The 20,685-nt window shown below is 64.3% G+C and carries 18 protein-coding genes; 17 read left to right on the top strand and 1 reads right to left on the bottom strand.

Features of this window, described 5'->3' with window-relative positions; all coding sequences use genetic code 11:
* Positions 1 to 139 precede the first annotated feature (139 nt).
* Entirely contained in the window at positions 140 to 412 is a 273-nt protein-coding gene (gene cspD / locus HMPREF1224_RS14985; protein ID WP_003090435.1) for a cold shock domain-containing protein CspD, read from the top strand.
* A gap of 72 nt (positions 413 to 484) precedes the next feature.
* On the opposite strand, the gene icd is transcribed toward cspD, so the two are convergent.
* The gene (gene icd / locus HMPREF1224_RS14990) at positions 485 to 1,741 is read right to left on the bottom strand and encodes an NADP-dependent isocitrate dehydrogenase (RefSeq protein ID WP_003090436.1); all 1,257 of its coding nucleotides are present in this window, start codon (positions 1,739 to 1,741) and stop codon (positions 485 to 487) included.
* 358 nt (positions 1,742 to 2,099) lie between these two features.
* On the opposite strand from icd, the gene HMPREF1224_RS14995 reads away from it, so the two are divergent.
* The 16 genes from HMPREF1224_RS14995 to nuoC all read left to right on the top strand — a co-directional run bounded on the left by HMPREF1224_RS14995 (position 2,100) and on the right by nuoC (position 20,684).
* Positions 2,100 to 4,325 carry an NADP-dependent isocitrate dehydrogenase gene (locus HMPREF1224_RS14995; protein WP_003116719.1) on the top strand — a complete coding sequence of 742 codons (2,226 nt, stop codon included), beginning with the start codon at positions 2,100 to 2,102 and terminating at the stop codon, positions 4,323 to 4,325.
* A gap of 86 nt (positions 4,326 to 4,411) precedes the next feature.
* On the top strand, positions 4,412 to 4,882 hold the full coding sequence (locus HMPREF1224_RS15000; RefSeq protein WP_003097654.1) for an NUDIX hydrolase: 471 nt from the start codon (positions 4,412 to 4,414) through the stop codon (positions 4,880 to 4,882).
* Between the two features lie 43 nt (positions 4,883 to 4,925).
* Entirely contained in the window at positions 4,926 to 6,053 is a 1,128-nt protein-coding gene (gene mnmA / locus HMPREF1224_RS15005) for a tRNA 2-thiouridine(34) synthase MnmA (protein WP_003131114.1), read from the top strand.
* The gene (hflD, locus tag HMPREF1224_RS15010; RefSeq protein WP_003090440.1) at positions 6,050 to 6,670 is read left to right on the top strand and encodes a high frequency lysogenization protein HflD; all 621 of its coding nucleotides are present in this window, start codon (positions 6,050 to 6,052) and stop codon (positions 6,668 to 6,670) included. The genes mnmA and hflD overlap by 4 nt, the downstream gene beginning before the upstream one ends.
* A 2-nt stretch (positions 6,671 to 6,672) precedes the next feature.
* Positions 6,673 to 7,563: a DMT family transporter gene (locus tag HMPREF1224_RS15015; protein ID WP_004350068.1), complete on the top strand. Its 891-nt coding sequence runs from the start codon at positions 6,673 to 6,675 to the stop codon at positions 7,561 to 7,563.
* Positions 7,564 to 7,638: 75 nt separating this feature from the next.
* Positions 7,639 to 9,009 carry an adenylosuccinate lyase gene (gene purB, locus HMPREF1224_RS15020; protein WP_003090442.1) on the top strand — a complete coding sequence of 457 codons (1,371 nt, stop codon included), beginning with the start codon at positions 7,639 to 7,641 and terminating at the stop codon, positions 9,007 to 9,009.
* A gap of 59 nt (positions 9,010 to 9,068) precedes the next feature.
* The gene (locus tag HMPREF1224_RS15025; protein ID WP_003097663.1) at positions 9,069 to 10,238 is read left to right on the top strand and encodes a ribosomal protein uL16 3-hydroxylase; all 1,170 of its coding nucleotides are present in this window, start codon (positions 9,069 to 9,071) and stop codon (positions 10,236 to 10,238) included.
* Positions 10,231 to 10,656 carry a GNAT family N-acetyltransferase gene (locus HMPREF1224_RS15030; protein ID WP_003090444.1) on the top strand — a complete coding sequence of 142 codons (426 nt, stop codon included), beginning with the start codon at positions 10,231 to 10,233 and terminating at the stop codon, positions 10,654 to 10,656. Before HMPREF1224_RS15025 ends, HMPREF1224_RS15030 begins: the two co-directional genes overlap by 8 nt.
* A 6-nt stretch (positions 10,657 to 10,662) precedes the next feature.
* A complete protein-coding gene (locus tag HMPREF1224_RS15035; RefSeq protein ID WP_003119969.1) occupies positions 10,663 to 11,283 on the top strand; it encodes a DUF7931 domain-containing protein in 621 nt (206 codons plus the stop codon).
* Positions 11,280 to 12,101, top strand: a complete 822-nt coding sequence (locus HMPREF1224_RS15040) for a secretin N-terminal domain-containing protein (RefSeq protein WP_003097665.1) — start codon at positions 11,280 to 11,282, stop codon at positions 12,099 to 12,101. The genes HMPREF1224_RS15035 and HMPREF1224_RS15040 overlap by 4 nt, the downstream gene beginning before the upstream one ends.
* 594 nt (positions 12,102 to 12,695) lie before the next feature.
* Positions 12,696 to 14,291, top strand: a complete 1,596-nt coding sequence (locus HMPREF1224_RS15045; RefSeq protein WP_003090447.1) for an isocitrate lyase — start codon at positions 12,696 to 12,698, stop codon at positions 14,289 to 14,291.
* 178 nt (positions 14,292 to 14,469) lie between these two features.
* Positions 14,470 to 16,488: a PhoX family protein gene (locus HMPREF1224_RS15050; RefSeq protein ID WP_003113374.1), complete on the top strand. Its 2,019-nt coding sequence runs from the start codon at positions 14,470 to 14,472 to the stop codon at positions 16,486 to 16,488.
* A gap of 78 nt (positions 16,489 to 16,566) precedes the next feature.
* Entirely contained in the window at positions 16,567 to 17,121 is a 555-nt protein-coding gene (locus HMPREF1224_RS15055; protein WP_003122604.1) for a DUF4442 domain-containing protein, read from the top strand.
* Positions 17,122 to 17,720: 599 nt separating this feature from the next.
* Positions 17,721 to 18,134: an NADH-quinone oxidoreductase subunit A gene (locus HMPREF1224_RS15060; protein ID WP_003090452.1), complete on the top strand. Its 414-nt coding sequence runs from the start codon at positions 17,721 to 17,723 to the stop codon at positions 18,132 to 18,134.
* 10 nt (positions 18,135 to 18,144) lie between these two features.
* Entirely contained in the window at positions 18,145 to 18,822 is a 678-nt protein-coding gene (locus tag HMPREF1224_RS15065; RefSeq protein WP_003090455.1) for a NuoB/complex I 20 kDa subunit family protein, read from the top strand.
* 80 nt (positions 18,823 to 18,902) lie between these two features.
* The gene (gene nuoC / locus HMPREF1224_RS15070) at positions 18,903 to 20,684 is read left to right on the top strand and encodes an NADH-quinone oxidoreductase subunit C/D (protein WP_003090458.1); all 1,782 of its coding nucleotides are present in this window, start codon (positions 18,903 to 18,905) and stop codon (positions 20,682 to 20,684) included.
* The last annotated feature ends 1 nt before the right edge of the window (position 20,685 follow it).

Here is a 20,685-nt window from a genome sequence, read left to right on the forward strand (position 1 = left end):
TAACTGCAAAAGGGTGTTACAAACAATGGAATACCCCTACAGGGTATCAGGGGTTCCGCACCCGTCTCGACCCAGGTCGGACGCGGGATCGTAGTGGATGATACTCCAGCGTTGGAGTCCTTTGCAGAGGGATATGAGCATGCTCAGCGGTAAGGTCAAGTGGTTCAACAACGCCAAGGGCTACGGGTTCATCCTGGCCGAGGGCCGAGATGAGGACCTGTTCGCCCATTACTCGGCCATTCAGATGGACGGTTACAAGACACTCAAGGCGGGCCAGCCGGTCAATTTCGAGATCATCCAGGGACCGAAGGGACTGCATGCCATCAACATCAGCCCCGCCACCGCGACAACCGCCGCACCCTCCGCCCCCGCCCCGCAGGAAGAGCCGCAGGCGACGCCCATCGAAGCCTGACCCCAGCGCGGATGCGGAAATGAAAAAGGCCGGTGCGAACCGGCCTTTTTCTCGTTCGGGCGCTAGCCCTTCCTACATCTTGGCAATCATCGCGTCGCCGAACTCCGAGCAGGACAGCAGGGTCGCGCCGTCCATCAGGCGTTCGAAGTCATAGGTCACGGTCTTGGCGGCGATCGCCCCGTTGGTGCCCTTGATGATCAGGTCGGCCGCCTCGGTCCAACCCATGTGGCGCAGCATCATCTCCGCGGAGAGGATCAGCGAACCCGGGTTGACCTTGTCCTGGCCGGCGTACTTCGGCGCGGTGCCGTGGGTCGCCTCGAACATGGCCACCGAATCGGACAGGTTGGCGCCGGGCGCGATGCCGATGCCGCCGACCTCGGCCGCCAGGGCGTCGGAGAGATAGTCGCCGTTCAGGTTCAGGGTGGCGATCACGTCGTACTCGGCGGGGCGCAGCAGGATCTGCTGCAACATGGCGTCGGCGATCACGTCCTTGACCACGACGTTCTTGCCGGTCTTCGGATTCTTGAACTGCATCCACGGACCGCCGTCCAGCAGCTCGGCGCCGAATTCATCGCGCGCGACTTCGTAGCCCCAATCCTTGAAGGCACCCTCGGTGAACTTCATGATGTTGCCCTTGTGCACCAGGGTCACCGAACTGCGGTCGTTGTCGACGGCGTATTGCAGGGCCTTGCGCACCAGGCGCTTGGTGCCTTCCTGGGAAACCGGCTTGATGCCGATGCCGCAGTTCTCGGTGAAGCGGATCTTCTTGACGCCCATTTCCTCGGTGAGGAACTTGATGACCTTCTCCGCTTCCGGCGAACCGGCCTTCCACTCGACGCCGGCATAGATGTCCTCGGAGTTCTCGCGGAAGATCACCATGTCCACGTCGCCGGGCTTCTTCACCGGGCTGGGCACGCCTTCGAACCAGCGTACCGGGCGCTGGCAGACGTAGAGATCGAGTTGCTGGCGCAGGGCCACGTTCAGGGAGCGGATGCCGCCACCGACCGGGGTGGTCAGCGGGCCCTTGATGGAAACCACGTAGTCGCGTACGGCGTCCAGGGTTTCCTGGGGCAGCCAGGTGTCCTGGTCATAGACCTGGGTGGCCTTCTCGCCGGCGTAGACTTCCATCCAGGCGATCTTGCGCTCGCCCTTGTATGCTTTTTCCACTGCAGCGTCGACAACCTTGATCATGACCGGGCTGATATCGACGCCGATGCCATCACCCTCGATGAACGGGATGATCGGGTTCTTCGGTACGCTCAAGGACATGTCGGCATTCACAGTGATTTTGTCACCGGTCGCCGGCACCTGGATCTTTTGGTATCCCATGCTGAACTCCGTGTTGTGGTTAAAACCCTGTTGCAGCTTTCTAGGGTAGCCCAGTTGTCCGCCCGGAAACCACATCTTCCTTAGTCTAAACAGGCGAGCGCATCAGCCCGGCGAGAGGGTGGTATACTGCGCGCCATGACTTCGCAGTCATCGAGGTCCGAGCAGTCTGGGACCAGACCCTCTCCCCTCGCAGCGTCGGGTTCGCCACCATGAACCCGCCGTACAACGCTCTACTGGCGCCCCTATATCCCGCGGCATATCTCGATTTCGATTCAACCCGATGTTGAGCGAAGGCATCGCGTCCACCAACGCGTATCGAGACTCTGTGCGCGCCCAGCAAAAAAGAGAGTTACCGTAGATGTCCATCCGCTCGAAGATCACCTACACCTTCACCGACGAAGCACCCGCGCTCGCCACCTACTCGCTCCTCCCCATCGTCAAGGCCTTTGCCGCTTCCGCCGGCATCGACGTCGAGACCAGCGACATCTCTCTTGCAGGACGCATCCTGGCCAACTTCGCCGACCGCCTCGAAGCCGACCAGCGTATCGAAGACGACCTCGCCCGCCTGGCGGTCCTGGCCACCTCGCCCGACGCCAATATCATCAAGCTGCCCAACATCAGCGCCTCGGTGCCCCAGCTGAAAGGCGCGATCGCCGAGCTGCAGGGCCTGGGCTACAAGGTTCCCGACTTCCCGGAAGACCCGCAGACCGACGAAGAGAAAGAGGTTCGCGCACGCTACGCGAAGATCCTCGGCAGCGCCGTGAACCCGGTCCTGCGCGAAGGCAATTCCGACCGTCGCGCGCCTGCCGCAGTGAAGGCCTACGCCCGCAAGCACCCGCACTCCATGGGCAAGTGGAGCATGGCCTCGCGCTCCCACGCCGACTACATGCGCGGCGGCGACTTCTTCTCCAGCGAACAGTCCATCACCATGGCCAAGGCCGGTGACGTGCGCATCGAATTCGTCGGCAAGGACGGCAAGGTCGAGGTCAAGAAGCAACTGAGCCTGCAGGAAGGCGAAGTGCTCGACAGCATGTTCATGAGCTGCGGCAAGCTGCGCGACTTCTTCGAGAAGACCCTGCAGGACTGCAAGGAAACCGGCGTCATGTGGTCCCTGCACGTCAAGGCGACCATGATGAAGATTTCCCACCCGATCGTCTTCGGACATGCGGTGAGCGTCTACTACAAGGACGTCTTCGACAAGTGGGGCCAACTCTTCGAAGAGCTCGGCGTGAACCCGAACAACGGTATCTCCAGCGTCTACGACAAGATCAAGTCGCTGCCCGCCTCCCAGCAGGAAGAGATCCTCCACGACATCCACGAGGTGTACAGCCACCGCCCGGAAATGGCGATGGTCGACTCCGTGAAAGGCATCACCAACCTGCACATTCCGAGCGACGTCATCGTCGACGCCTCGATGCCGGCGATGATCCGCAACTCCGGCCAGATGTGGGGCAAGGACGGCAAGCAGAAAGACACCAAGGCGGTAATGCCGGAAAGCACCTACGCCCGCATCTACCAGGAGATGATCAACTTCTGCAAGACCAACGGCGCCTTCGACCCGACCACCATGGGCAGCGTGCCGAACGTCGGCCTGATGGCGCAGAAGGCCGAGGAATACGGCTCCCACGACAAGACCTTCGAAATGACCGCCGACGGCACCATGCGCGTGGTCCTGGCCGACGGCAGCGTGCTGATGCAGCACGACGTGGAGACCGGCGACATCTGGCGCGCCTGCCAGACCAAGGACGCACCGATCCGCGACTGGGTCAAGCTGGCCGTCACCCGCGCACGCCAGTCCGATACCCCGGCGATCTTCTGGCTGGACCCGGAGCGCGCCCACGACCGCGAACTGCGCAAGAAGGTCGAGCTGTACCTCAAGGACCACGACCTGACCGGTCTCGACATCAGCATCATGGGCTACAACGAGGCCATTCGCGTCAGCATGGAACGCCTGATCCGCGGCAAGGACACCATCTCGGTGACCGGCAACGTCCTGCGCGACTACCTGACCGACCTGTTCCCGATCATGGAACTGGGCACCTCGGCCAAGATGCTCTCCATCGTTCCGCTGATGGCGGGCGGCGGCATGTACGAAACCGGCGCCGGCGGCTCGGCACCCAAGCACGTCCAGCAACTGGTGGAAGAGAACTACCTGCGCTGGGACTCCCTGGGCGAGTTCCTGGCCCTGGCCGTGTCCCTGGAGGAAACCGGGATCAAGACCGGCAACGCCAAGGCCAAGCTGCTCGGCAAGGCGCTGGACGAAGCCACCGGCAAGCTGCTGGACAACAACAAGTCGCCGTCGCGCAAGGTCGGCGACATCGACAACCGCGGCAGCCACTTCTACCTGGCGATGTACTGGGCCCAGGCCCTGGCCGCCCAGGACGAAGACGCTGAGCTGAAAGCGCACTTCGCACCGCTGGCCAAGGCCCTGACCGAGCAGGAAGCGACCATCGTCGCCGAACTCAATGCGGTCCAGGGCAAGCCGGCCGAGATCGGCGGCTACTATCGCTCCAACCCGGAGCTGACCAGCAAGGTGATGCGCCCCAGCGCCACCTTCAACGCGGCGATCGACAGCCTGGCCTGATGGCGTCACGCTGACGAAGCAGAAACCCCGAGCCTACGCTCGGGGTTTCTTTTTATCGAGGCCTTTTCCGTACCGAGGAGACATCCATGAGCTGGCATCCCCATGTCACCGTAGCGACCATCGTCGAGGACCAGGGCCGCTTCCTGCTGGTCGAGGAACAGGCCGACGGCCGCGAGGTGCTGAACCAGCCCGCCGGGCACCTGGAGCCCGCCGAAAGCCTGCTCGAGGCCGCCCTGCGCGAAACCCTCGAGGAAACCGGCTGGGAGGTCGAGCTGAGCGCCGTCACCGGCATCTACCTGTACACCGCGCCGTCCAACGGTGTCACCTATCAGCGCGTATGCTTCGCCGCCCGCCCCGTGCGCCACCACCCCGAACGCGCCCTCGACGACGGCATCATCGGCCCGCGCTGGCTGACCCGCGACGAACTGGCCGCCCAGCCGCAGCGCTGGCGCAGCCACCTGGTGCTGCGCTGCATCGACGACTACCTGGCCGGCGGCCGCTATCCCCTGGCGCTGATCCGCGACACCCACGTGTCGCCCTCCCTGCCCCAGGCCTGATAGAATCCGCGTTTTACGAATTCGCCCGTGACGCCTGATCGCTATGTCTGAATCCGCCCCCACCCCACGCCGCGAGCGCGTGATCGTCGGCATGTCCGGCGGCGTCGACTCGTCCGTCTCCGCCCTGCTCCTGTTGCAGCAGGGCTATCAGGTCGAAGGCCTGTTCATGAAGAATTGGGACGAGGACGACGGCACCGAATACTGTACCGCCCGCGAGGACCTGGCCGACGCCCAGGCCGTCTGCGACCGGATCGGCATCAAGCTGCACACGGCGAACTTCGCCGCGGAATACTGGGATAACGTGTTCGAGCACTTCCTTGCCGAGTACAAGGCCGGCCGTACGCCGAACCCGGACATCCTCTGCAACCGCGAAATCAAGTTCAAGGCGTTCCTCGACTACGCGCTGATGCTCGGCGCGGACCTGATCGCCACCGGCCACTATGTGCGGCGCCGCGACCGCGACGGGCGCACCGAGCTGCTCAAGGGCCTGGACCCGAACAAGGACCAGAGCTACTTCCTGCACGCGGTGGGCGGCGAGCAGATCGCCCGCAGCCTGTTCCCCGTCGGCGAACTGGAGAAGCCGGAAGTCCGCGCCATCGCCGAGAAGCACGGCCTCGCCACGGCGAAGAAGAAGGACTCCACGGGCATCTGCTTCATTGGCGAGCGACGCTTCACCGATTTCCTCAAGCAGTACCTGCCGGCCCAGCCGGGCGACATCGAGACCACCGAAGGCAAGGTCATCGGTCGCCACAGCGGCCTGATGTACCACACCATCGGCCAGCGCCAGGGCCTCGGCATCGGCGGTCTCAAGGAAGCCGGCGACGATCCCTGGTACGTACTCGGCAAGGACCTGCAACGCAACGTACTGCTGGTAGGCCAGGGCAACGACCACCCGCTGCTGTTCTCCCGCGCCCTGCTGGCCTCGCGAATCTACTGGGTCAACCCGGTCGAGCTGGAGCGGCCGCGCCGCCTGCGGGCCAAGGTGCGCTACCGGCAGAGCGACCAGGACTGCGTCCTGGAAAAGACCGCGGAAGGCTACCGCGCGGTGTTCGACGAACCGCAGCGCGCAGTGACCCCGGGGCAATCGGTGGTGTTCTACGACGGCGACGTCTGCCTCGGCGGCGGCGTGATCGAAACGGCGGAAGCCTGGGATTTCGGAGGACGCCCGTGAGCGATCCGCGACAGCAACTGATCGCCCTCGGCGCCGTCTTCGAATCCGCAGCCCTGGTCGACAAGCTGGCACGCACCGGGCAGATCAGCGAAGCCCCGCTGGGCTGCATGCTCGGCAGCCTGCTGGCGCGCAACCCGGCCAGCACCCTGGACGTCTACGGTGGCGACAGCCTCAACCTGCGCGACGGCTTCAAGGCCCTGGCCAGCGCCCTGGAGCGCAAGCCCGGCAGCCTGCAGCGCGAACCGCTGCGCTACGCCCTGGCGATGCTGACCCTGGAACGGCAACTGGACAAGCGCGGCGACATGCTCGACCTGATCGGCCAGCGCCTCGACCAGGTCGAACAGCAGGTCCAGCACTTCGGCCTGGTCCACGAGAACGTCATCGCCTCGTTCGCCAGCATCTACCAGGACACCCTCAGCACCTTCCGCCAGCGCATCCAGGTACACGGCGACATGCGCCACCTGCAGGTCAGCAGCAACGCCGCGCGGATCCGCGCCCTGTTGCTCGCCGGCATCCGCTCGGCGCGGCTCTGGCGGCAACTGGGCGGCAGCCGCTGGCAGATGGTGTTCAGCCGGCGCCGGCTGCTCAACGAACTCTATCCCCTGCTGCGCGGCTAGCCATGGCCATGGCCGGGAGCCAGCCGCAACGGCGCAACAGCCCGACCCAGGGCGCCGCCATGCTGGCTCTTTCGGCGCTGCTCTTCGCCCTGATGGGCGGCCTGATCCGCGAGGCTTCCAGCACCGTCAACAACGAAACCGTGGTGTTCTTCCGCAACCTCGTCGGCGTGCTGTTCTTCCTGCCCCTGGCGCTGACTCGCGGCATCGGCCCGCTGCGCACCCGCCGCCCGCTATCGCACCTGCTGCGCACCACCTACGGCCTGGGCGGCATGTACTGCTACTTCTACGCCCTCGCCCACCTACCGCTGACCGACGCCATGCTGTTCAGCTATGCCGCGCCGGTGTTCACGCCGCTGATCGCACACCTATGGATAAAGGAGCCGCTGACCCGCCGCATGATGGTCGCCACCCTGGTCGGCTTCCTCGGCGTGCTGCTGGTGGCCAGGCCCAGCGGCGCGGTAGTGGCGCCGATCGCCCTGGTCGGTATCGCTTCCAGCCTGATGGCCGCCTGTGCCTTCGTCTCGATCCGCGAAATGAGCGACAGCGAGCCGGCCTATCGCATCGTGTTCTACTTCGCCCTGTTCGGCACCCTGTTCTCCGCCGTGCCGCTGGCCTGGGCCTGGCAGCCGCTGAACGGCCAGGAACTGCTCCTGCTGCTCGGCGCCGGACTGTTCGCCAGCCTCGGCCAACTGACCATGTCGCAGGCCTATGCCCTGGCCTCCCCGGGAGTGATCGGACCGATCGCCTACATGGCCATCGTTTTCGCCGGGGTGATCGCCTGGCTGCGCTGGGACGAACTGCCCAGCCACACGTCGCTGCTCGGCGCCGCCCTGATCTTCGCCGCCAGCCTGATCCCCCTGCTGGGCAACCGCCCCGCCGAAAGGCCCCGCTGAATGCCCCACCGGGGCGCACCTTTCATGTATGATATGCGCCCCTTTTTCGTTGACTTCCAGCCACGAGAACGTCTCATGCAGCTTTCCTCGCTCACCGCGGTATCCCCCGTCGATGGCCGCTATGCCGGCAAAACCAGCAGCCTGCGTCCGATCTTCAGCGAATACGGCCTGATCCGTTTCCGCGTCATGGTGGAAGTCCGCTGGCTGCAGCGCCTCGCCGCCCACGCCGGGATTCCCGAGGTCGCGCCGTTCTCCGCCGAAGCCAACGCCCTGCTCGACAGCCTGGCCAGCGACTTCCAGCTGGAACACGCCGAACGCATCAAGGAAATCGAGCGCACCACCAACCACGACGTGAAAGCCGTGGAGTACCTGCTCAAGGAACAGGCCGCCAAGCTCCCGGAGCTGGCCGCGGTCAGCGAGTTCATCCACTTCGCCTGCACCTCCGAGGACATCAACAACCTGTCCCACGCCCTGATGCTCCGCGAGGGTCGCGACAGCGTGCTGCTGCCGCTGATGCGCCAGATCGCCGAGGCCATCCGCGAACTGGCGGTGAAATTCGCCGACGTGCCGATGCTCTCCCGCACCCACGGCCAGCCCGCCTCGCCGACCACCCTGGGCAAGGAACTGGCCAACGTCGTCTACCGCCTGGAGCGGCAGATCAAGCAGGTCGCCGGCATCGAGTTGCTGGGCAAGATCAACGGCGCCGTGGGCAACTACAACGCCCACCTGTCCGCCTATCCCGAAGTCGACTGGGAAGCCAACGCCCGCCAGTTCATCGAAGGCGACCTCGGCCTGACCTTCAACCCCTACACCACCCAGATCGAGCCGCACGACTACATCGCCGAGCTGTTCGATGCGATCGCCCGCTTCAACACCATCCTCATCGACTTCGACCGCGACGTCTGGGGCTACATCTCCCTCGGCTACTTCAAGCAGAAGACCGTGGCCGGCGAGATCGGCTCCTCGACCATGCCGCACAAGGTCAACCCGATCGACTTCGAGAACTCCGAGGGTAACCTCGGCATCGCCAACGCGCTGTTCCAGCACCTGGCCAGCAAGCTGCCGATCTCGCGCTGGCAGCGCGACCTGACCGACTCCACCGTGCTGCGCAACCTCGGCGTCGGCATCGCCCACAGCGTCATCGCCTACGAGGCCAGCCTGAAGGGCATCGGCAAGCTGGAGCTGAACGCCCAGCGCATCGCCGAAGACCTGGACGCCTGCTGGGAAGTCCTCGCCGAGCCGGTGCAGACCGTGATGCGTCGCTATGGCGTGGAAAACCCCTACGAGAAGCTGAAGGAACTGACCCGCGGCAAAGGCATCAGCGCCGAAGCCTTGCAGACTTTCATCGAAGAGCTGGCGATTCCCGCCGAGGCCAAGGTCGAGCTGAAGAAGCTGACCCCGGCCGGCTACGTCGGCAATGCCGCCGCCCAGGCCAAGCGCATCTGAGCACGCAACCCTTTTGCACGCCCGGCTGCGCCGGGCGTTTTTGTTTCAAGGACTTAACCATGAATGCTGATACTCCCCTGCAACTTCTGGGCGGACTGACCGCTGCCGAATTCCTCCGCGACTACTGGCAGCGCAAACCGCTGCTGGTCCGCCAGGCGATCCCGGACTTCGAAAGCCCGCTGTCCGCCGACGAGCTGGCCGGGCTGTCGCTGGAGGAGTCGGTGGAATCGCGCATCGTCCTCGAACACGGGAAAACCCCGTGGGAAATGCGCCGTGGCCCGTTCCAGGAGGAGGACTACCAGCACCTGCCGGAACAGGACTGGACCCTGCTGGTCCAGGCGGTCGACCAGTTCGTCCCGGAAGTCGCCCAACTGCTGGAGCAATTCCGCTTCCTGCCCAGCTGGCGGATCGACGACGTAATGATCAGCTACGCCGCTCCCGGCGGCGGCGTCGGTCCGCACTTCGACAACTACGACGTATTCCTGCTTCAGGGCCACGGACGCCGGCGCTGGAAAGTCGGACAGATGTGCAGCAGCGACAGCCCGCTGCGCGAGCACGCCGACCTGCGCATCCTCGCCGACTTCGAACAGAGCGACGAGTGGGTCCTGGAGCCCGGCGACATGCTCTACCTGCCCCCGCGCCTCGCCCACTACGGCATCGCCGAAGACGAGTGCATGACCTACTCGATCGGCTTCCGCGCGCCCAGCGCCGCCGAAGTGCTGACCCATTTCACCGACTTCCTCGGCCAGTTCCTCTCCGATGAGGAGCGCTACACCGATGCCGGCCTGCAACCGGTAGGCGACGATCCGCACCAGATCCAGCGCGACGCTCTGGAGCGCCTGCAGGGCCTGATCCAGGAGCACATGAGCGACGAGCGCCTGCTGCTGACTTGGTTCGGCCAGTTCATGACCGAGCCGCGCTATCCCGAACTGGTTGCCGGCGAGGAGATCCCCGAGGAGGAGCTGTTCGGCGCCCTCGAGGATGGCGCGCTGCTGGTGCGCAACCCCAGCGCCCGCCTGGCCTGGAGCGAGATCGACATCGGCCTGGTGCTGTTCGCCAGCGGCCAGAGCGTACTCCTGCCCGGGCAGCTCAAGGAACTGCTGAAGCTGGTCTGCTCGGCCGATGCGTTGCATCTGGAAAACCTCGGCCAATGGCTGGCCGATGACGATGCGCGTAAGCTGTTGGCGGAGTTGGTCAAACAGGGCAGTTTGGAGTTTGCAGATGAATAAGATCCGCGTACGCGTAGCCGACTGGCAGAAGGACAATGCCGAGCTGCGCCGCATCCGCGAAGCGGTCTTCATTGCCGAACAGTCGGTTCCGCCGGAACTGGAGTGGGACGCCGAAGACGACGAAGCCGTGCATTTTCTCGCCTATGAAGGCGAATACGCGATCGGCACCGCGCGCCTGCTGGGCGACGGGCACATCGGCAGGGTCTCGGTACTCAAGGACTGGCGCGGCCTGAAGGTCGGCGACGCGCTGATGCGCGCGGCCATCGAGGAAGCCGAGCGACGCGGCCTGAAGCGCCAACTGCTGACCGCGCAGGTCTATGCCATACCCTTCTACGAGCGACTGGGCTTCAAGGTCGACAGCGGCGAGTTCCTCGACGCCGGCCTGCCCCATGTCGACATGGTTCGCGACAGCGACTGAGGCCCGATGAGCGACGCCCCGGAGACCTCGCCGGCCGACCTGCCGGCCATCGAATTCAGCTCTCCGGGGTGCTTTGCGGTACGCAACCCGGCCAGCGCCGCGCTGCCTGCGGAACGCTGGGAACCAGCGCCATTCCGCCTCGGCGAACATGAGCCGCTGGAGCGCTTCGAGCATCCGCAGGAAGCCCGCGCCCATGCCCTGGCCCTCCTGCAGCAGGCCCGCCGCTCACTCTGCCTGCACAGTCCCGACCTGGAAAGCTGGCTCTATCACCACAGCAGCATCCAGGAAGCCTGCACCCGTTTCCTCCTGGCCAATCCACGCAATCGCCTGCGTATCCTCGTTGGCGACAGCGCCCAGGCCGTGCGCAACGGCCACCGCCTGATCAGCCTTTCGCGCCGCCTGTCGAGCAACTGCCTGATCCGCCGGCTCAACCCGGACTACCCTAAAGAGGACGACGCCTTCCTCCTGGCCGACGACCAGGGCCTGCTACTGCGCCCGAAACCGGCGCAACCGGCGGGCTACGCCTGCTACCGTGCCGCCGGGCGGGTGCGTCAACTCCAGGCCCGCTTCGAGCAGGCCTGGGACACCAGCCTTTCCGACCCGGACCTGCGGAGCTTCCTCCTGTGACCCTGTTGCGCACCACCCTGCTCTCCTCGCTGCTGGCGACGGTCGTTCTCGGCGCCTCGGCCGCCCCGCGCACCGAAGTGATCCCGCTCAACTACCGCACCGCCGACGACGTGATGGCGGTGGCCCAGTCGGTCATCGGCAGCGAAGGCAAGGTCACCGCCTATGGCAACCAGTTGATCGTCAATGCCGAGCCGGCGAAGATCCGCGAGTTGCAATCGGTCCTGCAGCAGATCGACTCGCGCCCGCATCGCCTGCTGATCACCGTGGATACCAGCGAGAACCTGCAACAGGACAGCCGCGGCTATTCGGTGGATGGTTCGACCAGCGCCGGCAACATCGAGATCCAGAGCGGCCGCGGCGAGGTCAACGGCAAGGATCGAGTCCGCATCATCCGTCGCTCCACCGACAGCCGTTCCGGCGGCAGCCAGCAGGTCCAGGCCACCGAGGGCTACCCGGCGCTGATCCAGGTCGGCCAGAGCGTCCCCATCACCAGCACCGCCACCGGTCCCTACGGGCAGATCTACAGCCAGACCGAATACCGCAACGTCAACCGCGGCTTCTACGTCACCGCGACGCTGACCGGCAACCTGGTGCACGTCACCATCAGTTCCAGCAATGACCGCCTCAGCCAGAGCCATCCCGGCGTCATCGATACCCAGAGCACCGACACCCGGGTCAGCGGCAAGCTCGGCGAGTGGATCACCCTGGGCGGCGTCAGCGAACAGAACCAGGCCGACCAGCACGGCTTCGTGCGTCGCTACTCGACCCAGGGACGCGACGACACCAGCTTGCGCCTGAAAGTCGAAACCCTCGACTGACCGACGGCGCTCTTTCCAGCGCGAATTGCCTCCCGCTCCGGCAAAGCCGCGGGGCGCGGGCTTTTGCGGGCATTTTCGATGCAAACGGAAACATCTCGACCAGACAAGACCATCCGGTCACTCTTAGACCTTCGTGTAGTAGTCTTGAAAAAACACTACAAAACGTTTGACGACGGATTTTTTCCAGAGCATGATGGCCCCGCTCCCGCTAATCAGGGGCTCTGAAACGACGAGCTCCCGGTGCCTGCGCCGATACGCCCTCGGCCTCCACCGTGTTGATCTGCCCACAAGGCGGCTTGACGAGATTGCGACTGGAACGAAGTTGTCCTGAGGGACGGGGAAGCGTTTACGTATCAGCCAGATCGAAAGACTCGACAGCGAGTCGCCCACCGGCAACCACGAGCCGAACGGCACTTGATCCAGTCGAGAAGCACGGTCCGCGAACTGTTCGTCTCCACCCCCTCCTCGGCGTCATTCTTCGCCACGGTCATTCTCTCGCCATGCAGCGGTGAGCCACCCGCAAGACAACCTTCACCAGCAGGTTTTGAGTGGGTCAGTCGGTGCTCAACCAATACATTTCTTGAAGGATTGACCATGTCCGCATATCAGAACGAGATCAAGGCAGTTGCCGCGCTGAAAGAGAAGAACGGCAGCAGCTGGAGCGCGATCAACCCCGAGTACGCAGCTCGCATGCGTATCCAGAACCGCTTCAAGACCGGCCTGGATATCGCCAAGTACACCGCGGCCATCATGCGCAAGGACATGGCCGAATACGATGCGGACTCCTCCGTCTACACCCAGTCGCTGGGTTGCTGGCACGGCTTCATCGGGCAGCAGAAGCTGATCTCGATCAAGAAGCACCTGAAGACCACCAACAAGCGCTACCTCTACCTGTCCGGTTGGATGGTCGCCGCGCTGCGCTCCGACTTCGGCCCGCTGCCGGACCAGTCCATGCACGAGAAAACCGCGGTTTCCGGCCTGATCGAAGAGCTGTACACCTTCCTGCGCCAGGCTGACGCCCGCGAGCTGGACCTGCTGTTCACCGGCCTGGACGCTGCCCGCGCCGCTGGCGACAAGGCCAAGGAAGCCGAGCTGCTGGCCCAGATCGACAACTTCGAAACCCACGTGGTGCCGATCATCGCCGACATCGACGCCGGCTTCGGCAACGCCGAGGCGACCTACCTGCTGGCCAAGAAGATGATCGAAGCCGGCGCCTGCTGCATCCAGATCGAGAACCAGGTGTCCGACGAGAAGCAGTGCGGCCACCAGGACGGCAAGGTCACCGTTCCGCACATCGACTTCCTCGCCAAGATCAATGCCGTACGCTACGCCTTCCTCGAGCTGGGCGTGGACGATGGCGTGATCGTCGCCCGTACCGACTCCCTGGGCGCCGGCCTGACCAAGCAGATCGCCGTGACCAACGAGCCGGGCGACCTGGGCGACCTGTACAACTCCTTCCTGGATTGCGAAGAAATCTCCGAGGCCGAGCTGGGCAACGGCGACGTCGTGATCAAGCGCGAAGGCAAGCTGCTGCGTCCGAAGCGCCTGGCTTCCAACCTGTTCCAGTTCCGCAAGGGCACCGGCGAAGATCGCTGCGTCCTGGACTGCATCACCTCGCTGCAGAACGGCGCCGACCTGCTCTGGATCGAAACCGAGAAGCCGCACGTCGGCCAGATCAAGGCAATGGTCGATCGCATCCGCGAAGTGATTCCGAACGCCAAGCTGGTCTACAACAACAGCCCGTCCTTCAACTGGACCCTGAACTTCCGCCAGCAGGTGTTCGATGCGTTCGTCGCCGAAGGCAAGGACGTTTCCGCCTACGACCGCAACAAGCTGATGAGCGTCGAGTACGACGACACCGAGCTGGCCAAGGTCGCCGACGAGAAGATCCGCACCTTCCAGCGCGATGGCTCGGCCCACGCCGGCATCTTCCACCACCTGATCACCCTGCCGACCTACCACACCGCCGCGCTGTCCACCGACAACCTGGCCAAGGGCTACTTCGCCGACGAAGGCATGCTGGCCTACGTGAAGGGCGTGCAGCGCCAGGAACTGCGCCAGGGCATCGCCTGCGTCAAGCACCAGAACATGGCGGGCTCCGACATCGGCGACAACCATAAAGAGTACTTCGCAGGCGAAGCCGCTCTGAAGGCCAGCGGCAAAGACAACACCATGAACCAGTTCCACTAAGGAACAGGGGCCAGCCGGGCAGCCACGATCTGCCCGGCCCGCCTCGCGAAAACCCCGGCTCCGGCCGGGGTTTTTCATTTCCGGATCATGGCAAAAGGCCTCGAGTGCCTGTCATCGTCCCGTCGCTTTCAGCGGTTAGCGTCAATGCTCCGTCGATCAGCCCACAAGGAGCACGTCCGTGAGCCTGGAGAAAAAAGATGCCATCCTGTTCGGTGATGGCGACGAGTTGCCCAGCAACCATTCGAACAACCCGCACATGAACGACCTGATCGCCGGCCTCGGCCGCCGCCAGGTCCTGGCCGGCGGCGCGGCGCTCGGCGCCCTCGCCTTCCTCGGCGTCGCGCTCCCCGCCAGCGCCGCTCCCGCCGAAGCGCAGGTGCCCGCCGCGGAAGGCCTGCGCGGCTTGCCTTTCAAACGCCGCAACCGCTTGCCCTTCGAAGCCATCGCCAGCGGCCGTGCCGATACCATCCGGGTGCCCGCCGGCTACAAGGCGACGCCCTTCATACCCTGGGGCACCCCGATCAGCGGCAGTTATCCGGGCTTCCTCGACGACGCCAGCAACAGCGCCCAGGACCAGGCCGAACAGATCGGCATGCACCACGACGGCATGCACTTCTTCCCGATCGACGCGCAGTTCGGCTTCGGCGGCGGACACATCAGCAACCATGGCCTGCTGGTGCTCAACCATGAATACATCGACGCGCCGCTGCTGCACACCAATGGCCCGACCGTGGTCGATGGCAAGCGCACCGTCGCCGATGAAGTGCGCAAGGAAATCAACGCCCATGGCGTTTCCGTCGTGGAGATCCGTCGCAACGTGCGTGGCGAGTGGAATGTCGTGCCGTCGCAACGAAATCGCCGGATCACCGCCGCCACGCCGATGCGTATCGCCGGCCCGGCGCGCGGCCACGAACTGCTGCGCACCCGCCACAGTCCGGACGGCACCCGCACCCGCGGCACCCATAACAACTGTTCCAACGGTTTCACCCCCTGGGGCACCTACCTCACCTGCGAGGAGAACTGGGTCGGCTATTTCTCCACCCAGGACAGCGAACTGCCGCGCGAACTGACCCGCTACGGCATTCGCAACACCAGCCGTTTCGGCTGGGAAACCCTGGCGGGCGACGAGTTCGAACGCTTCGACGCCACCCGCAAGGGCAAACAGGCCCAGGACGACTACCGCAACGAACCGAACAACTTCGGCTGGATCGTCGAGATCGACCCGTTCGACCCGCAATCGGTGCCGGTCAAGCGCACCGCTCTCGGCCGCTTCGCCCACGAAGGCCTGGTCTTCGCCCCGGTCAAGCCGGGCCGCCAGGTAGTCTGCTACTCCGGCGACGACTCGCAGAACGAATACATCTACAAGTACGTCAGCCGCGACAAGTTCCGTCCGGGTCGCAGCAACACTCGCCTGCTCGACGAAGGCACCCTCTACGTCGCCCGCTTCAACGCCGATGGCAGCGGCCAGTGGCTGCCGCTGGACATCGCCGACGGCAACTTCCGCGCGGCCTGTCGCAAGGCCGGGGTGAGCTTCGCCGACCAGGGCGAAGTGCTGATCAACACCCGCCTGGCCGCCGATGTCCTCGGCGCGACCAAGATGGATCGCCCGGAGTGGGGCGCGGTCAACCCGGACAACGGTGACGTCTACTTCACCCTCACCAACAACACGTCGCGCACCGTCGCCGACGCGGCCAACCCACGGGTGAAGAACGCCTACGGCCATATCATCCGCTGGCGCGAACGCAGCCGCGACTATGCCGGGCAACGCTTCACCTGGGACCTGTTCATGCTCGCCGGTCCCGGCGAAGACAGCCGCGGCCCGGACGGCAAGCCGCTGAACCAGGACAATATCCTGGCCAGCCCCGACGGCCTCTGGTTCGACCCGGAAGGCCGCCTGTGGATCCAGACCGACATGAGCGGCAGCCAGTTGAGCAGCGGCCCGTTCGGCAACAACCAGATGCTGGTGGCCGACCCGCGCACCGGCGAACTGAAGCGCTTCCTCACCGGTCCGCTGGGTTGCGAGGTGACCGGCATTGCCGCGACGCCGGACTTCCGTACGCTGTTCATCAACATCCAGCACCCGGGGGAAGGCTCGACCGCCGATAACCTCCTCAGCACCTGGCCGGACGGGCCGGGCCGCCGGCCACGCTCGGCCACCGTGGTGATCACCCGCGAAGACGGCCGACGCCTGCTCTGACGCGCCACGACGACCTGCGTTGGCCGGAATGCCGGCGCAGGTCGCCGCTACAGCCGTGGGCAAGCCCGGGCAAAGCGGGTGGAATGCAGGCTCCCCTCTCTATGGAAGGACGCCAGCATGCCCAAGCGCAATCGTCTCAGCCGCGCCGTCGGCGCCATCAACCTCCTCCCCCGCCGCCTGCGCAGCCGCAGCCTGACGCTGCTGCTGGGCTCCCAGGTGCGCTTCGCCGGCACGGCGAGGGTGCGCATCCATGAACTGGGGCAGGAGCGCGCCATCCTCAGCCTGAAGAACCGTCGACCGGTGCAGAACCACATAAAAGGTATCCATGCCGCGGCGATGGCCTTGCTCGCCGAGTCGGCCAGCGGCTTCCTGGTCGGAATGAACGTACCGGACGACAAGCTGCCGCTGATCAAGACCATGAAGATCGACTATCTCAAGCGCGCCCAGGGCAACCTGACCGCCATCGCGACGCTGGAGGCCGGACAGATCGAGCAGATCCGGCAACAGGACAAGGGCGAGGTCCGCGTGGCGGTGTTGGTCAGCGACGAGAACGGCAACCAGCCGATCGCCTGCGAAATGGTCTGGGCCTGGGTCGGCAAGAAACCCCGGGTCGCTACCGCAGCCCCCAGGTAGCGCACCTCCGGAGCGACTACATCTACGCTGCGAAGCGAACCGCCGCAAACCTTGCCCAGCGCCTTCGCATCCGTCACGAAGAACCGCGGGCGCAGCCCCAGGCGGCGCCGCAGCCGGGTTGCCATGGTGCGGAAAGAAGAAAAACCTCCATGCGCCCGGCCCGGAGAATATTCCCGGTTTAATGCAATAACGGATTGGGCGAGAGTAATTACCAATAAAAGGGTAAACAATAGTAACGCGGCGAAGAATATATGTAGCGAAGTTATACGGATGCGACATTGCAAACGATATTCATTATCGTTTGAAGCCTTGCAAAGAGCCCTCCACCACGCTTCGCGGCAATACGACCAAAAGCCAGCCAGGCCGCGCCATTTCTCGCAAAGACAGCATTCACGAGGGTTTCGGGGATTAACCAAAGCGCTGGAAAAAGCAGAGAAGCGTCTGTTTGTGTTAGAAAAATTTACTTGTCCGGCGCTTTGGGCATAAAATCGGAAAGATACATACAACCCTTAGCTCACTACGCAGCGGGTTGCACAAGAAGTCGGGCATTGCGCCCAGAACCCACGATCTTATATATCCGGTACAGAAGGAGTATCAGCATGCCAAACCCAGCTGAACTTGCAGCTCATCACTGGGGATTCGCTGCCTTCCTTCTAGGGGTCGTTGGCCTTCTCGCCTTCATGCTAGGGGTTTCGTCCCTGCTTGGCAGCAAGGCATTTGGTCGCAGCAAGAACGAACCCTTCGAATCCGGGATCGTCCCCACCGGAGGCGCACGCCTGCGTCTCTCGGCAAAATTCTATCTGGTCGCGATGCTCTTCGTGATCTTCGACGTCGAAGCCCTCTTCCTCTTCGCCTGGTCGGTGTCGGTTCGCGAAAGCGGCTGGGCCGGCCTGATCGAGGCAACCATTTTCATAGCAATTCTGTTGGCGGGTCTTGTCTATCTTTGGCGGATCGGTGCGCTCGATTGGGCTCCCGAAAGCCGTCGCAAGCGGCAGGCGAAGCTAAAACAATGAGGCTTTGGCGATGCAATACAAACTTACCCGGATCGATCCCGATGCGGCCAACGACCAATACCCGATAGGCGAACGGGAAACCGTAGCCGACCCGCTGGTCGAGGGCCAGGTTCACAAGAACATCTTCATGGGCAAGCTCGAGGATGTGCTGAACTCCACCGTCAACTGGGGTCGCAAGAACTCGCTCTGGCCCTATAACTTCGGGCTGTCGTGCTGCTACGTGGAGATGACCACCGCCTTCACCGCGCCGCACGATATCGCCCGCTTCGGCGCCGAAGTGATCCGGGCGTCGCCGCGCCAGGCCGACTTCATGGTCATCGCCGGCACCTGCTTCATCAAGATGGCCCCGGTCATCCAGCGCCTCTACGAGCAGATGCTCGAACCCAAGTGGGTCATCTCCATGGGCTCGTGCGCCAATTCCGGCGGCATGTACGACATCTATTCGGTGGTCCAGGGGGTCGACAAGTTCCTCCCTGTGGACGTCTACATCCCCGGCTGCCCGCCCCGTCCGGAGGCGTTCCTGCAAGGCCTGATGCTGTTGCAGGAATCCATCGGCCAGGAGCGCCGCCCGCTGTCCTGGGTCGTTGGCGACCAGGGGGTCTACCGCGCCGAAATGCCGGCCCAGAAAGACCTGAAACGCGAGCAGCGCATCCAGGTGACCAACCTGCGCAGCCCCGACGAAGTGTGATCCGGAACTCCCGGCCAGCCCCGCTGGCCGGCCGAGACCAGCCGCGTTCACCCCACCGTTGACCGAAAGCGACCGAGACCATGACTGCAGACTCCGCTCTGTACATCCCGCCTTACAAGGCAGACGACCAGGATATCGTCGTCGAACTGAATTCCCGCTTTGGCGCCGAGACCTTCACCGTCCAGCCCACCCGTACCGGCATGCCGGTGCTCTGGGTCCCGCGCGAAAGACTGATCGAAGTCCTGACCTTCCTCCGTCAGGTACCCAAGCCCTACGTGATGCTCTACGACCTGCACGGCGTCGACGAGCGGCTGCGCACCCATCGCCGCGGCCTGCCGAGCGCCGACTTCAGCGTGTTCTACCACCTGATGTCGCTGGAGCGTAATAGTGACGTGATGATCAAGGTCGCCTTGTCCGAGCGCGACCTCAACCTGCCCACCGCCACCCGTATCTGGCCCAACGCCAACTGGTACGAGCGCGAAGTGTGGGACATGTACGGCATCACCTTCACCGGCCACCCGCACCTGACCCGCATGCTGATGCCGCCGACCTGGCAGGGCCATCCGCTGCGCAAGGATTACCCGGCGCGCGCCACCGAGTTCGATCCCTACTCCCTGTCCGCCGCCAAGCAGGACCTGGAGCAGGAAGCCCTGCGCTTCAAGCCGGAAGACTGGGGCATGAAGCGCCACGGCGAGAACGAGGACTACATGTTCCTCAACCTCGGCCCGAACCACCCGTCCGCCCACGGCGCGTTCCGCATCATCCTGCAACTGGACGGCGAGGAGATCATCGACTGCGTCCCGGAGATCGGCTACCACCACCGCGGCGCCGAGAAGATGGCCGAGCGCCAGTCCTGGCACAGTTTCATCCCCTACACCGACCGCATCGACTACCTCGGCGGGGTGATGAACAACCTGCCCTACGTACTCTCGGTGGAGAAGCTCGCAGGGATCAAGGTGCCGCAGCGGGTCGACGTGATCCGGATCATGATGGCGGAGTTCTTCCGTATCCTGAACCACCTGCTGTACCTGGGCACCTATATCCAAGACGTCGGCGCCATGACCCCGGTGTTCTTCACCTTCACCGACCGCCAGCGCGCCTACAAGGTGGTCGAGGCCATCACCGGCTTCCGCCTGCACCCGGCCTGGTACCGCATCGGTGGCGTCGCCCACGACCTGCCGCGCGGCTGGGACAAGCTGGTCCGCGAGTTCCTCGACTGGATGCCCAAGCGCCTCGACGAGTACGAGACCGCGGCCCTGAAGAACAGCATCCTGCGCGGCCGGACCATCGGCGTCGCCCAGTACAACACCAAGGAAGCCCTCGAGTGGGGCACCACCGGCGCCGGCCTGCGCGCCACCGGTTGCGACTTCGACCTGCGCAAGGCCCGCCCCTACTCCGGCTACGAGAACTTCGAGTTCGAGGTACCGCTGGCCCACAACGGCGACGCCTACGACCGCTGCATGGTCAAGATGGGCGAGATGCGCCAGAGCCTGCGGATCATCGAACAGTGCCTGAAGAACATGCCGGAAGGCCCTTACAAGGCCGACCATCCGCTGACCACGCCGCCGCCGAAAGAACGCACGCTGCAACACATCGAAACCCTGATCACCCACTTCCTGCAGGTTTCCTGGGGTCCGGTCATGCCGGCCAACGAAGCCTTCCAGATGATCGAGGCGACCAAGGGTATCAACAGCTACTACCTGACCAGCGACGGCAGCACCATGAGCTACCGCACGCGTATCCGGACGCCCAGCTTCGCGCACCTGCAACAGATCCCCTCGGTGATCAACGGCAGCATGATCGCGGACCTGATCGCCTACCTGGGTAGCATCGATTTCGTTATGGCTGACGTGGACCGCTGAC

Origin of the sequence: Pseudomonas sp. P179 (genome assembly GCF_000478485.2) — a bacterium.
GTDB lineage: Bacteria > Pseudomonadota > Gammaproteobacteria > Pseudomonadales > Pseudomonadaceae > Pseudomonas > Pseudomonas aeruginosa.

What these genes read in the sequence shown, in the direction of transcription:
- cspD (WP_003090435.1), top strand. Translation starts at nt 140, where the DNA reads ATGCTCAGCGGTAAGGTCAAGTGGTTCAACAACGCCAAGGGCTACGGG.
- icd (WP_003090436.1), bottom strand. Translation starts at nt 1,741, where the DNA reads ATGGGATACCAAAAGATCCAGGTGCCGGCGACCGGTGACAAAATCACT.
- HMPREF1224_RS14995 (WP_003116719.1), top strand. Translation starts at nt 2,100, where the DNA reads ATGTCCATCCGCTCGAAGATCACCTACACCTTCACCGACGAAGCACCC.
- HMPREF1224_RS15000 (WP_003097654.1), top strand. Translation starts at nt 4,412, where the DNA reads ATGAGCTGGCATCCCCATGTCACCGTAGCGACCATCGTCGAGGACCAG.
- mnmA (WP_003131114.1), top strand. Translation starts at nt 4,926, where the DNA reads ATGTCTGAATCCGCCCCCACCCCACGCCGCGAGCGCGTGATCGTCGGC.
- HMPREF1224_RS15015 (WP_004350068.1), top strand. Translation starts at nt 6,673, where the DNA reads ATGGCCATGGCCGGGAGCCAGCCGCAACGGCGCAACAGCCCGACCCAG.
- purB (WP_003090442.1), top strand. Translation starts at nt 7,639, where the DNA reads ATGCAGCTTTCCTCGCTCACCGCGGTATCCCCCGTCGATGGCCGCTAT.
- HMPREF1224_RS15025 (WP_003097663.1), top strand. Translation starts at nt 9,069, where the DNA reads ATGAATGCTGATACTCCCCTGCAACTTCTGGGCGGACTGACCGCTGCC.
- HMPREF1224_RS15030 (WP_003090444.1), top strand. Translation starts at nt 10,231, where the DNA reads ATGAATAAGATCCGCGTACGCGTAGCCGACTGGCAGAAGGACAATGCC.
- HMPREF1224_RS15035 (WP_003119969.1), top strand. Translation starts at nt 10,663, where the DNA reads ATGAGCGACGCCCCGGAGACCTCGCCGGCCGACCTGCCGGCCATCGAA.
- HMPREF1224_RS15045 (WP_003090447.1), top strand. Translation starts at nt 12,696, where the DNA reads ATGTCCGCATATCAGAACGAGATCAAGGCAGTTGCCGCGCTGAAAGAG.
- HMPREF1224_RS15060 (WP_003090452.1), top strand. Translation starts at nt 17,721, where the DNA reads ATGCCAAACCCAGCTGAACTTGCAGCTCATCACTGGGGATTCGCTGCC.
- HMPREF1224_RS15065 (WP_003090455.1), top strand. Translation starts at nt 18,145, where the DNA reads ATGCAATACAAACTTACCCGGATCGATCCCGATGCGGCCAACGACCAA.
- nuoC (WP_003090458.1), top strand. Translation starts at nt 18,903, where the DNA reads ATGACTGCAGACTCCGCTCTGTACATCCCGCCTTACAAGGCAGACGAC.